At 73.3% G+C, this 12,844-nt stretch carries 11 protein-coding genes; 2 read left to right on the top strand and 9 right to left on the bottom strand.

Going from position 1 to position 12,844, the window contains the following annotated elements; all coding sequences use genetic code 11:
- Positions 1–145: 145 nt before the first annotated feature.
- The 4 genes from BLT72_RS07605 to BLT72_RS07590 all read right to left on the bottom strand — a co-directional run bounded on the left by BLT72_RS07605 (position 146) and on the right by BLT72_RS07590 (position 4,948).
- Positions 146–3,022, bottom strand: coding sequence for a vitamin B12-dependent ribonucleotide reductase (locus BLT72_RS07605; RefSeq protein ID WP_091411667.1), 2,877 nt, complete (start codon positions 3,020–3,022; stop codon positions 146–148).
- A 251-nt stretch (positions 3,023–3,273) separates the two neighbouring features.
- Entirely contained in the window at positions 3,274–3,822 is a 549-nt protein-coding gene (gene nrdR, locus BLT72_RS07600) for a transcriptional regulator NrdR (RefSeq protein WP_091411665.1), read from the bottom strand.
- 263 nt (positions 3,823–4,085) lie between these two features.
- Positions 4,086–4,505, bottom strand: coding sequence for a DUF2752 domain-containing protein (locus BLT72_RS07595; RefSeq protein WP_197677223.1), 420 nt, complete (start codon positions 4,503–4,505; stop codon positions 4,086–4,088).
- Positions 4,506–4,567: 62 nt separating this feature from the next.
- Positions 4,568–4,948, bottom strand: coding sequence for a hypothetical protein (locus BLT72_RS07590; RefSeq protein WP_091411663.1), 381 nt, complete (start codon positions 4,946–4,948; stop codon positions 4,568–4,570).
- A gap of 263 nt (positions 4,949–5,211) precedes the next feature.
- On the opposite strand from BLT72_RS07590, the gene lexA reads away from it, so the two are divergent.
- Complete coding sequence (gene lexA, locus BLT72_RS07585; RefSeq protein ID WP_091411661.1) at positions 5,212–6,048, top strand: transcriptional repressor LexA; 837 nt, start codon at positions 5,212–5,214, stop codon at positions 6,046–6,048.
- 24 nt (positions 6,049–6,072) lie between these two features.
- On the opposite strand, the gene BLT72_RS07580 is transcribed toward lexA, so the two are convergent.
- The 5 genes from BLT72_RS07580 to miaA form a co-directional block, all read right to left on the bottom strand.
- The gene (locus BLT72_RS07580; RefSeq protein ID WP_091416969.1) at positions 6,073–8,034 is read right to left on the bottom strand and encodes an ATP-dependent DNA helicase; all 1,962 of its coding nucleotides are present in this window, start codon (positions 8,032–8,034) and stop codon (positions 6,073–6,075) included.
- A 202-nt stretch (positions 8,035–8,236) separates the two neighbouring features.
- Positions 8,237–9,760: a GTPase HflX gene (hflX, locus tag BLT72_RS07575; protein ID WP_091411659.1), complete on the bottom strand. Its 1,524-nt coding sequence runs from the start codon at positions 9,758–9,760 to the stop codon at positions 8,237–8,239.
- Positions 9,761–9,838: 78 nt separating this feature from the next.
- Positions 9,839–10,606 (bottom strand): SDR family NAD(P)-dependent oxidoreductase, encoded by a 768-nt coding sequence (locus BLT72_RS07570; protein ID WP_091411657.1) that lies wholly within the window; start codon positions 10,604–10,606, stop codon positions 9,839–9,841.
- A complete protein-coding gene (dapF, locus tag BLT72_RS07565; RefSeq protein ID WP_091411655.1) occupies positions 10,606–11,445 on the bottom strand; it encodes a diaminopimelate epimerase in 840 nt (279 codons plus the stop codon). The genes BLT72_RS07570 and dapF overlap by 1 nt, the downstream gene beginning before the upstream one ends.
- 4 nt (positions 11,446–11,449) lie before the next feature.
- A complete protein-coding gene (miaA, locus tag BLT72_RS07560; RefSeq protein WP_091416964.1) occupies positions 11,450–12,421 on the bottom strand; it encodes a tRNA (adenosine(37)-N6)-dimethylallyltransferase MiaA in 972 nt (323 codons plus the stop codon).
- Positions 12,422–12,580: 159 nt separating this feature from the next.
- Between miaA and BLT72_RS07555 the strand changes: the two genes are divergently transcribed.
- Positions 12,581–12,772, top strand: a complete 192-nt coding sequence (locus tag BLT72_RS07555) for an antitoxin (RefSeq protein WP_091411653.1) — start codon at positions 12,581–12,583, stop codon at positions 12,770–12,772.
- Positions 12,773–12,844: the final 72 nt, after the last annotated feature.

Here is a 12,844-nt window from a genome sequence, read left to right as displayed (position 1 = left end):
GGTCCGGTCACCGCAGGGGAACGGCCCCGCCCGATCGCTGGACCGGGTCGCGCGCCGACGTGGCGGCCCGACCCTGCTCGGTGAGCCCCCCACGAGCACCGGCCCGGTCCCCCGAGGGGACCGGGCCGGTGCTGGTGCCTCGACGTCAGCTGCAGCCGCTGGTGGAGCCGCAGCCCTCGCAGACGTAGCAGGAACCGCTCGGCCGCATCTTCGTGCCGCAGGTCAGGCACAGCGGCGCGTCGACGCTGGTCCCGGTGAGCGACTCGAACAGCTCCGAGGTGGTGCGGGCCGTCGCCGGCGCGGGCTTCGCCACGGCGACGTCCGGCTCGTCGAGGAGGTCGGTGTCGACCTCGTCGCCCGCGTCGTTCTTGAGCGAGTCGGCCTCGGTGACGTCCTCCTCCGGCAGGTAGGACCCGGTCTCGACCTGACGCGCCCGCTCGGTGGCGGTGTAGATGCCCAGCTCGGACCGCTCGTCGAAGGACAGGTAGTCCAGCGCCAGGCGGCGGAAGATGTAGTCCATGATCGACTGCGCCATCCGGATGTCGGAGTCGTCGGTCAGACCGGCCGGCTCGAACTTCAGGTTGGTGAACTTCTGCACGAAGGTCTCCAGCGGCACGCCGTACTGCAGGCCGATGGACACCGCGATCGAGAAGGCGTCCATCACGCCGGCCAGGGTGGAGCCCTGCTTGCCGAGCTTGAGGAACACCTCGCCCAGGCCGTCGTCGGGGTAGGAGCCCGAGGTCATGTAGCCCTCGGCGCCGCCCACGGAGAAGGACGTCGTGCGGCTCGGCCGCGACTTGGGCAGCCGGTTGCGGGTCGGCCGGTAGACGATCTTCTCGACCACGGTCGGCTCGGCGGCGGCCGCCGCCTCGACCGGGGCCGCGTCCTTCTTCTTGCCCCCGTCGCTGAGCGGCTGACCCACCTTGCAGTTGTCGCGGTAGACGGCGAGCGCCTTGAGGCCGTACTTCCAGCCCTGCAGGTAGACGTCGGCGATCTCCTCGACCGAGGCCGTCTCGGGCAGGTTGACCGTCTTGGAGATCGCGCCGGACAGGAACGGCTGGGCGGCCGCCATCATCCGTACGTGACCCATGGGCTTGATGGCCCGGGCGCCCATCGCGGTGTCGAACACCTCGTAGTGCTCCGGCTTCAGGCCGGGGGCGTCGATGACGTGGCCACGCTCGGCGATGAACTCGACGATGGCCTCGACGGTCTCGGTGGCGTAGCCCATCCGCCGCAGCGCCCGCGGGATCGTCTGGTTGACGATCTGCATGGACCCACCGCCGACGAGCTTCTTGAACTTGACCAGCGAGAAGTCCGGCTCGATGCCGGTCGTGTCGCAGTCCATCATGAAGCCGATGGTCCCGGTCGGGGCCAGCACGGACGCCTGCGCGTTGCGGTAGCCGTTCGTCTCGCCCAGCTTGACCACGGCCTCCCAGGCCCGGGTCGCCCGCTGCTGCACGTGGGTGTCCAGCGTGCCCACGGTGCGCAGCGAGTCGTTGGCCGCCTGGTGCTTGCGCATGACCCGCTGGTGGGCCACCGCGTTGCGGGCGTACCCGGCGTACGGGCCGACGATCGCCGCGAGCTCGGCCGAGCGGCGGTAGGAGGTGCCGGTCATCAGCGAGGTCACCGCGGCGGCGAAGGCCCGGCCGCCGTCGGAGTCGTAGCCGTGGCCGGTCGCCATCAGCAGCGCGCCGAGGTTCGCGTAGCCGATGCCCAGCTGACGGTAGTCCCGGGTGGTCTGGCCGATCGCCTCGGTCGGGAAGTCGGCGAAGCAGATGGAGATGTCCATCGCGGTGATGATCAGCTCGACGGCCCGCTCGAACTTCTCGGCGTCGAACTGGTCGTCGTCGCCCAGGAACTTGAGCAGGTTGAGGCTGGCCAGGTTGCACGAGGAGTTGTCCAGGCTCATGTACTCCGAGCACGGGTTGGACGCGTTGATCCGACCCGACTCCGGCGTGGTGTGCCAGTCGTTGATCGTGTCGTCGTACTGGATGCCCGGGTCGGCGCAGGCCCAGGCGGCCTGGGCGATCTTGCCCCAGAGCTCGCGGGCGTCGACGGTCTCGATGACGCTGCCGTCGCTGCGGGCGCGCAGGCCGAACGGCTTGCCGTCCTCGACGGCGCGCATGAACTCGTCGTTCACCCGGACGGAGTTGTTGGCGTTCTGGTACTGGACCGAGGTGATGTCCTTGCCGCCGAGATCCATGTCGAAGCCGGCGTCGCGCAGCGCGCGGATCTTGTTCTCCTCGCTGGCCTTGGTCTCGATGAACTCCTCGATGTCGGGGTGGTCCACGTCGAGGACGACCATCTTGGCCGCGCGGCGGGTCGCCCCACCGGACTTGATGGTGCCTGCGCTGGCGTCCGCGCCACGCATGAAGGAGACCGGGCCCGAGGCCGTGCCGCCGGAGCTGAGCAGCTCCTTGGACGAGCGGATCCGGGACAGGTTCAGGCCGGCGCCGGAGCCGCCCTTGAAGATGAAGCCCTCCTCGCGGTACCAGTTCAGGATCGAGTCCATCGAGTCGTCGACGCTCAGGATGAAGCACGCGCTGACCTGCTGCGGGGACTGGGTGCCCACGTTGAACCAGACCGGGGAGTTGAACGAGAAGTACTGGTGCAGCAGCATCCAGGTGATCTCGTGCTCGAAGACCTCCGCGTCGGCCGGGGTGGCGAAGTAGCCGTGCTCCTCGCCCGCCCGGCGGTAGGTGTGCACGACGCGGTCGATGAGCTGGCGCAGCCCCTGCTCGCGCTGCGGGGAGCCGAGGGCGCCGCGGAAGTACTTCGTGGTGACGATCGTGGAGGCGTTGACGCTCCAGAAGTCGGGGAACTCCACCGCCTTCTGCTCGAAGACGGTCTCGCCGGTCTTCCAGTTGGTCTGCACGACGTCCCGGCGCTCCCACACGACGTCGTCGTACGGGTGGACGCCCGGGGTGCTGAAGACGCGGTCGATGGTCAGGCCGGCGTTCTTGCCGCGGCCGGGCCGCTTCGCGTCCGAGCGTCCGTTCGCCGGACGAGCGGTTTCGGTCATGTGGAGCCTTCCTGTGCTGCCCGGCGTCGTGCCGGACGGTGCTGACGATGGGTTACCCCGAGAGTGCGGTGGCCCCGAGGGGCCATGGCCACCCGCAGGTGGTGGCCGGTCGTGCGGTGACGCCTGTCGTGCGGCCCCCGGTCGGGCTCGCGGGGCGGGCACGTCGCAGGGGTGGAACCGGGGCTGGGCTCACGCAGACCTTCCCGGCCGCGCGAACCCTGCCCCGGGGATCGGGGGGCAGGGGCTGAGCCCTACGGCGGGGCCTTGCGGCCCGGGGTCAACCGGTGCGGGGTGAAGGCGCTGACCTTCTGGTCCGCGGCCGGGTCGGGGATGAGGGGCTCGATGCCGGTCGGGTCCTGCTCCACGCGGAGCAGCGCGATCTCGGCCTCGAAGTCGTCGACGGAGCGGAACTGCCGGTAGACGCTCGCGAACCGGAGGTAGGCCACCTGGTCGAGGTCGCGGAGCGGGCCGAGGATGGCGACGCCGACCTCGTCCGCGGGTACCTCCGGCGAGCCGGAGGCCCGCAGAGTGTCCTCGACGACCTGGCCGAGCCGCGCGAGCTGGTCCTCGGTGACCGGGCGACCCTTGCAGGCCTTCCGCACGCCACCGATGACCTTGTCGCGGGCGAAGGGCTCGACCACCCCGCTGCGCTTCACGACGACGAGCTGCATCTGCTCCACCGTGGTGAAGCGACGGCTGCAGTCCGGGCACTGACGGCGGCGACGGATGCTCGAGCCGTCCTCCGCGGTGCGCGAGTCGAGGACCTTGGAGTCGTGGTGACGGCAGTAGGGGCAGAACACGCGCGACTCCTCCCGGGGTCTCCGCCGAGCCGTCCTGGGGACAACCCTGTGCAGAGGATGTGGACCGTGCTGTGGATCGGTGTGGACGACCAACCACTACCTGTGGAGGAAGAACACCGGTGTAACTACTAGATGTAGAGAGCGTACGTCTGCACGGCCCCGACCGCAAGAGACCGGCCCACCGGGCGTGGCGCGCCGGGGCGAGCCCGCGGAAGGCGTGCCGCAGCGCCCCCGCGGACGGCGGGGGGTCGGGACGCCCGAGCTCAGAGCAGGTTGCGCAGGACGACGAAGACGGTGGCGCCCAGGAGACCCAGCAGCAGCCACCGGGTGGGGCGCACACGGATCAGACCCGCCGCCGCCCGGGCGGGGAGCCGGACGGCGGGGCCACCGAGGGCCTCGACGCTCCACAGCACCCCCAGGACGGCGAGGACGACCAGGCCGACCAGCACGACCGGGTTGTAGGCGAAGGCGGCGACGAGGTCGCCGTGCAGCAGGGCGCTCCCGAGCCGGGTGCCGCCGCAGAGGGGGCACTCCCAGCCGGTCGCCATCCGGAAGGGGCACGGGAGGCCGACGCCGGTGCCCGCGTACAGCGCGCTGAGCGTGACCCCGAAGGCAGCGACGCCGGCGAGCTGGGCGACGCCACGGGCTGCCCGGAACGGGCGGGCCGGCGCCTCGGTGCTCACCCGGCCATTCTGCCCGCAGGGCGGACCAGCGGGGTGGCCGACGGCGCCGTGCACCAGGCAGGTCAGGGCTGGACGAGGACCGTCCGGCCGGCGTCGGCGTAGCGCTCGCCGGTGACGCGGAGGGCGGTGAGCCCGACCACGGTGACCGCAGCGGTGACGATCAGCAGGGCCGTCACCAGCACCAGCGCGATCCCGCGCTCGGTCAGCCGCCAGCCGGCGGACGCGACGGCCGGGGCCGCGGGCGCGTCGACGGCGCAGGCCTGCGGACGCAGCACCCGGGTGCCGCCGGCCAGCGGACGCGCGGGCCGGGCCTGGGGGCCGGTGCCCCGTCCGGTCCGGCGCCGCGGACGTCCCGGCGCCCGGGTGGGCGACGTCGGGCGAGCGGTCGCGCGGTACCCGGCGGCCGTGGCACCCTGGGGCGCCTCGAGGGTGGTGACGTCCATGGTCAAGCTCCTCAGGAGAAGTCGAACAGACGTTCGATAGAACGTGTGTTTGATTTGTACCGCACCAGACGGCGGCTGCCAAGCACATGCGAACGCGTGTTCGACCTCGGGTCGAGAGTTCGCCGTCGTCGTGCTCATGTCCTCACCTCACCAGGGACCACTGACAGTTCTCGGGCGTCGCCGCCGCGGACCGCTCGGACGCGGTCGCGACACGCTCGAACAGGTGTTTGATTTCACCGCGGGCCTTCCCTAGATTCAGCCGCATGGCAGACCGTGACGACACCACCTCCTCCGCCGACCTCGCGCCGGGCCGCCCGGCCCGCAAGCGCGGCCGACCCAGCGCCGCCGAGGTCGAGGCGCAGCTCGGGGCCAGCGGCACGGTCCGGTCGCTGCCCGACGGGCCCGCCGACGCACACGGCCTCACGCCGCGCCAGCGGCGGATCCTCGAGGTCATCAAGGAGGCCGTGGACAGCCGCGGCTACCCGCCCAGCATCCGCGAGATGGGCGAGGCGGTCGGCCTGGCCAGCTCCTCGAGCGTCGCCCACCAGCTGAAGACCCTGGAGCAGAAGGGCTTCCTGCGGCGCGACCCCAACCGTCCCCGGGCCCTCGAGGTGCTGCTGCCCGGCGAGGCCGACAGCCGTCCGGCCGTCCCGGCCGAGGGCGCCGCGCGCCCCGTGCTGGCCGAGGCGGAGGTCGACGACACCGGTCGCGGCGACGCCTACCCGGCCCCGGTGCACGTGCCCGTGCTGGGACGGATCGCCGCCGGCGGCCCGATCCTCGCCGAGGAGCGGGTGGAGGACGTGTTCGCCCTCCCTCACCAGCTCGTCGGCCAGGGCACCATGTTCCTCCTCGAGGTCCGCGGAGACTCGATGATCGACGCCGCCATCTGCGACCGCGACTGGGTGGTGGTGCGTCAGCAGCCGACCGCCGAGAACGGGGACATCGTGGCGGCCCTGCTGAACGACGAGGCGACGGTCAAGACGTTCAAGCGGCGCGACGGCCAGGTGTGGCTGATGCCGCACAACCCCGCCTACGACCCGATCGACGGCAACCACGCCTCGATCCTGGGCAAGGTCGTCGCGGTCCTCCGCAAGCTCTGACGGCCGGCGGCGTCCGGTCCGCCCTCAGGCCTGGCCGGACAGCCGCCGCAGTGCCTGCACGACCGTCTCCCGGTCGCTCGTCTGCCACATCGGCGGCATGGAGGCGCGCAGGAAGCTTCCGTAGCGGGCGGTGGCCAGCCGCGGGTCCAGCACGGCCACCACTCCCTTGTCGTCGGTCCGGCGGATCAGCCGGCCGGCGCCCTGGGCCAGCAGCAGCGCGGCGTGCGTCGCCGCGACGCTCATGAAGCCGTTGCCCCCCGCCTCCGCCACCGCCCGCTGCCGGGCCAGGGTGAGCGGCTCGTCGGGCCGGGGGAAGGGCACCCGGTCGATGATCACCAGCGAGCAGGTCGCGCCCGGCACGTCGATGCCCTGCCACAGCGAGAGCGTGCCGAACAGGCTCGTCTGCTCCTCCGCGACGAAGCGCCGGGTCAGCTCCGAGAGCTGGGCGTCCCCCTGGCACAGCACGGTCTGCTGGGGCAGCTGCTTGCGCACGTGCACGGCCGCGGCCTCGGCGGCCCGGCGGGAGGAGAAGAGCCCGAGCGTGCGACCGCCGGCCGCCCACACCAGCTCGGCGATCTCGGCCAGCACCTCGGCGGGCATGCCGTCCCGGCCGGGGGCCGGCATCGAGCGGGTGAGGTAGAGGATGCCCTGCCGCCCGTAGTCGAAGGGCGAGCCGACGTCCAGCGCCCGCCACCGGACCGGGGCCGCCTCGTCGGTGTCGGGGCCGTCGGTGTCGCGGACGGAGCTCTCGGGCTCGGCCGTGCTGTCGTCGCGCTCGGCCGCCCGCAGCCCGACGCTGGCCGCCATGGGGGTGAACTCGCCGCCCAGCTTCAGAGTGGCGGAGGTCAGCACGATGGTCGCCTCGCCGAACACGGCGCTGCGCATCAGCCCGGCGACGCTGAGCGGCGCCACCCGGGCGGCCCTGCCCATCCGCTCGGACTCGCTGACCCAGACGACGTCGGTGGAGTGCAGGGCGGCCATCCGCTCGGCGACGTCGAAGACCTCCTTGACGGCGGCCGCCGCCTGCCGCCGCTCCCCGTCCGCCTTCTCGTCGCCACCGCTCATCTTGCTCACCGCGGTACGCGCGGCGTCGCGGACGGTCGCGCAGCCCTCGACGAAGGCCGACGCCGCGTTCTCGACCCGCTCCAGGGGCGCGCCCTCCAGCGCCCCCCGCAGCGTCTCGGCCGACTCCAGCAGGTCGAGCGCGACGTCGTCGTCCAGGTGCACCATGGCGCGCCGCGCGACCCGCTCGATCTGAGCCGGCGTCAGCTCGGCGGAGGCCGCCCCCGTCACCCGGGCCACCAGCTCGTGGGCCTCGTCGATGATCACGGCGGAGTGCTCGGGCAGGGCGGTGCCGCCGTGCATGGCGTTGATGGCGAGCAGGGCGTGGTTGGTGACCACGAGGTCGGCCGACCGCGCCGCCTCGCGCGACTTCTCGACGAAGCACTCGTCACCGAAGGGGCAGCGCTGCGCCCCCAGGCACTCCCGGACCGGGATGGAGACCTGCTGCCAGCCCCGGTCGGTGTGGCTGGGCGCGCCGTCCCGGTCGGCGACGCCGCCGCTGGTCGCCTCCTCCTCGGCCCACTCCCGCAGGGCGAGCACCTCGGCGCCCAGCGCCGACTCGGGGCTGGCCTTGGGCGTGATGGTGCTGGCCAGGTCGGCGGCGCTGATCAGCGTGCTCTGGTCGGTCTCGCTGCCGTCGCGGACGCGGAGCAGGCACGCGTAGTTGGTGCGGCCCTTCAGCACGGCGTGCTTGGGGCGGCGGCCGGTCACCTTCTGCACCGCGTCCAGCGCGGCCGGGATGTCGTTGTCGGCCAGCTGGGACTGCAGGGCGAGGGTGGCGGTCGCGATGACGATCCGCTCCCGCGAGCGGGCCAGCCGGACGAGCGTCGGCGCCAGGTACCCGAGGGACTTGCCGGTGCCGGTGCCGGCCTGGATCAGCAGGTGCCGGCCGGTGGCCAGGGCGTCGTCGACGGCGTCGGCCATGGCGACCTGCCCCGGCCGCTCACGGCCGCCGATCTTCTCCACCGCGGCGACGAGGACGTCCCGGTGGCCGGCCGCAGTCGCCGTCGGGCGGGTCGTGGCGGTGGCGGGGGTCACCGAAGAACTCTAACGGCCGCCACCGACAGGTCCCTCCGCGCGCGACGGGGCTGTGGACGCGCCGACCCCGCCGCTGTGGACGGGGCCGTCAGGAGGCCGGGCCGCCCGCGGTCTGCAGGTAGGGCTCCAGCTCCCCGGCCAGGGACGGCAGGACCCGCGCGTTCACCACGGTGCCGGCCCCGGTGTGCTCGAGGGTGGTGATCTCCCCCGCCTGGTGGATGCGGTTGAGGAGGTCGCCGCGCTCGTAGGGCAGCAGCACCCGGACGACGACCTCCGGGCGCGGCAGCCGGGCCTCCAGCGCCGCCCGCACGTCGTCGAGGCCCAGCCCGGTCCGGGCCGAGGCGATCACGGCGGTGGGGTAGCTGGTCCGGAGCGCCGTCAGCACCCCGGGGTCGGCCTGGTCGGCCTTGTTCAGCACCAGCTGCTCGGGCACCTCACCCGCGCCGATCTCGGCCAGCACGCCCCGCACGGCCTTGATCTGGCCCTCCGGGTCGGGGTCGGAGGCGTCGACGACGTGCAGCAGGAGATCGGCCTGCGCCGACTCCTCGAGGGTGGAGCGGAAGGCCTCGACCAGGTCGTGCGGCAGGTGCCGGACGAAGCCGACCGTGTCGGTCAACGTGTACACGCGGCCGTCGGGGGTGCCCGCCCGGCGGGTGGTCGGGTCGAGCGTGGCGAACAAGGCGTCCTCCACCAGCACGCCGGCGTCGGTCAGCCGGTTGAGCATGCTCGACTTGCCGGCGTTGGTGTAGCCGACGATGGCCACCGACGGGATCTCGTTGCGCCGGCGCCCGGCCCGCTCGACCTGCCGGGTGCTGTCCAGGTCCCGCAGCTCACGGCGGAGCTTCGCGATCCGGCTGCCGATCCGTCGACGGTCGGTCTCGATCTTGGTCTCACCGGGGCCACGGCCGCCGATCCCGGCGCCGCCAGCGGCGCGTCCGCCCGCCTGCCGGGAGAGGTTGCCACCCCAGCCGCGGAGACGCTGCTTGAGGTAGTTGAGCTGGGCCATCTCGACCTGGGCCTTGCCCTCCGCGCTCTGCGCGTGCTGAGCGAAGATGTCGAGGATCAGGGCGGTCCGGTCGATGACCTTGACCTTGATCTTGTCCTCCAGGTTGCGCAGCTGCGCCGGGGAGAGCTCGCCGTCGCAGATGACGGTGTCCGCGCCGGTCGCCACCACCACCTCGCGGAGCTCGTCGACCTTGCCGCTGCCGATGTAGGTGGCGGGGTCGGGCCGGCTGCGCCGTTGGACGAGACCCTCGAGGATCTCCGAGCCCGCGGTCTCGGCGAGCAGCTTGAGCTCGGCGAGGGAGTTCTCCGCGTCGGCGGCGGTCCCGGTGGTCCAGACGCTCACCAGCACCACGCGCTCCAGCAGGAGCTGGCGGTACTCGACCTCGGTGATGTCGGTGAGCTCGGTCGACATGCCGGCCACGCGGCGCAGCGACTGCCGGTCGGCGAGGTCCTGCTGGTCGCCGTCGTAGGCGTCGTCCGGCTCGGCGGCGGGGCGGCGCGCGGGTCGGGCGAACTCGGGGTGGTCGCGGGGGTCGAGGCGCTCGATCAGCAGGTCGTCCTCGACCGCGTCGCTCGGGCTGACGGGCTGCGGCTCAGGTGAAGTCATCGTCCCTCCAGGGTCTCACGGGGCGACAACCGGCGCCGAGGGCATTTCCTGCTCCCCCGGCCGCGCACGGCCGCCCGCTCAGAAGAGGGTGTACCCGCCGTCGATGACGAGTACCTCACCGGTGATGAACCCGGAGGCGGCCGAGGCCAGGAACACCACGCTCGGGCCGAGCTCCTCGGGCAGCGCGTACCGCTGCATGGGAGCGTCCTCGATCCAGTGCCGGCGGAACTCCGGGCTGTCGACCGGGGCCATCTCGGTCTTGGTGTAGCCGGGGGCCAGCGCGTTGACCCGGACGCCCATCGGCGCCCACTCCGCCGCGAGCGACTTCGTCAGCTGGTGCACCGCCGCCTTCGACGCGTTGTACCCGGGCTGGTGCTGCGGCCGGTTGACGATCTGGGCCGAGATGGAGCCGATGTTGATGATCGCGCCGCTGCCCTGCTCGACCATCACCCGGCCGAAGGCCTGCGCGCAGTTCCAGACGCCGGTGACGTTGACGTCCATCACCGAGCTCCACTCCTCGGGGGTGACCTCGAGGGCGGGCCGGTGCACGCAGAAGCCGGCGTTGTTGACCAGGACGTCGACCTGGCCGAGACCGGCGACGGACTCCTCGACAGCCCGCTGCACCTGGTCGGGGTGGGTCACGTCGGCGGTGACGACGTGGGCGCGGACGCCCAGCTGCTCCACCTCGGCCTTCGTCCTCGCGCCGGCGTCGGCGTCGCGGACGAGCAGGACGATGTCGCTGCCCGCCTCGGCCAGGGCGGTGACGAGCGCGCGGCCGATGCCGCGGTTCGCCCCCGTGACCACCGAGACCTTGCCGGCGAGCGAGAACGTGTCCAGGACTGCCACTACCCCTCCTCGGGTACCAGGACCTGGCCGTGGGCGATGAGCACCGCCGGGCCGGTCAGATGGGCCTGGTCCTCGGCGAGCTCGACCTCGACCTCGCCGCCAGGCACCTCGACACGATAGGTGACCGGCAGCGGCGTGGTGTCACCGGTGTGCACGCGAGCGGCGGCGGCCGCCGCGACGGTCCCCGTGCCGCAGGAGCGGGTCTCCCCCACCCCGCGCTCGTGCACCCGGAGCGCGATGTGCCGGGGACCCAGCACGCGGACGAACTCGACGTTGACCCCCTCGGGGAAGACGTCGGCCGGCACCTGCGGGGCGGTGTGCAGGTCCAGCGCGCCGAGGTCGTCGACGAAGGCCACCCCGTGGGGGTTGCCCACGTCGGCGGGGAGCACGACGTGCTCGGTGCCGTCCCCGGTGCGCACGGTCACGGGCGTCGCCGGCGCGTCGACGCGGACAGGGCCCATCGAGACGCGGATCCGCGTGTCGGGCAGGACCGTCGCCTCCTGCAGGCCCGTGCGGGTGGCGATCTGGAGGGTGGGGCCGCTGGCGAGGTCGTGGTCGAGCAGGAAGCGGGCGAAGACGCGCAGCCCGTTCCCGCACATCTGGGCCACCGACCCGTCGGCGTTGCGGTAGTCCATGAACCACAGCGAGCCGTCGCCGTCCCACTCGGGGACGTGCCGGGCCCGGACCGCCCGCAGCAGCCCGTCGCCGCCGAGGCCGGCGTGCCGGTCGCAGAGGTAGCGGACCTCGGCCGGGCCGACGCCCATCGTGTCGTCCCGGTCGAGCAGGACCACGAAGTCGTTCTCGGTCCCGTGCCCCTTGCTGAACGACCACCTGCGCATGGGCTCAGTCTCCCAGAGCCGGCGGGAGGTCCCCGCCGACGGCCGTCCCCCGGTCGGGTCCCTCGCCGCCGGGTCCGGCGGCGGCGAGCGCGGCGTCGACCAGGTCCGGGGCGTCCCAGTCCAGCCAGGTGATCCGCGGGTCGCGGGTGAACCAGCCGCCCTGCCGGCGGGCGAAGCGGCGCGTCCCCGCGACCGTCTGCTCCCGGGCCTCGGCCTCGGTCAGCTCGCCGTCCAGGTGCGCGAGCAGCTGGCGGTACCCCAGCGCCCGGGAGGCGGTGACGCCCTCGCGCAGACCCGGCGAGCGCTCGGCGAGGCGGCGCACCTCGTCGACGAAGCCCGCCGCCCACATCGCCTCGACCCGCTGCGCGATGCGCGCGTCGAGGGTGGGCCGGTCGATCCGGAGCCCGATCTGGACGACCCCGGGCAGCAGGTAGCGGTGCGCGGGCAGCGTGGACGCGTAGGGCCGGCCGGTCAGCTCGACCACCTCGAGGGCGCGGACCAGCCGCCGGCCGTTGCCGGGGCCGATCGTCGCGGCCGACGCCGGGTCGACCGCGGCCAGCCGCGCGTGCAGACCCGCCGGGCCGACGACGGCCAGCTCGGACTCCAGCCGGGCGCGGACGCCCGCGTCGGTGCCGGGGAAGTCGAAGTCGTCCACGACGGCGCGCACGTACAGCGCCGACCCGCCGACGACCACCGGGACCACCCCGCGCACCCGGCAGTCGGCGATGGCGGCGCGGGCGAGGGCCTGGAACTCGGCGACGGTCGCGGTCTCGGTCACGTCGAGGACGTCGAGCAGGTGGTGCGGCACGCCGCCCCGCTCCTGGGGCGTCGGCTTGGCCGTCCCGACGTCCATCCCGCGGTAGACCAGCATGGAGTCGGCGTTGACGACCTCGGCCGGCCGGCCCTGCTCCCGGTAGCGGCGCGCCAGCGCCACGGCCAGGGCGGTCTTGCCGACGGCCGTCGGACCCACCAGCACCACGGTCACGGCGACCAGTGTGGCCCAGCGGGCTGCGGCGCCCGACCGACGTCCGGACCCGGTGGTCGAGCACTGCGGGCGGCAAGGCAGGCTGGAGTGGCGCGGGCCCGCGATCCAACCGCCCGCGACAGACCACGACACCGACCGAGAGGCGACACCATGGGCATCTTCGACAAGGCCAAGGACGTGCTGAGCCAGCACCCGGACAAGGTCGAGCAGGGTCTGGACAAGGCGGCCGACCTCGCCGACCGGCGGACCGGGGGCGAGCACACCGACCAGATCGACCGGGGCGTCGGCGTCGCCCAGGAGAAGCTGGGCGACTTCCTGCGCAAGGACACGCCGCCCGCCTGACCGCCTCAGCAGCCCCGTCGGTCCGCGGACCGGCGGGGCTGTCGCGTCCCCGGACCCGGCAGGTGGGCCCTG

It is taken from the genome of Friedmanniella luteola, assembly GCF_900105065.1.
Classification (GTDB): Bacteria; Actinomycetota; Actinomycetes; order Propionibacteriales; family Propionibacteriaceae; genus Microlunatus; species Microlunatus luteolus.
The sequence above is the reverse complement of the archived record's forward strand: the minus strand, read 5'-3'. Positions and strand labels throughout refer to the sequence as shown.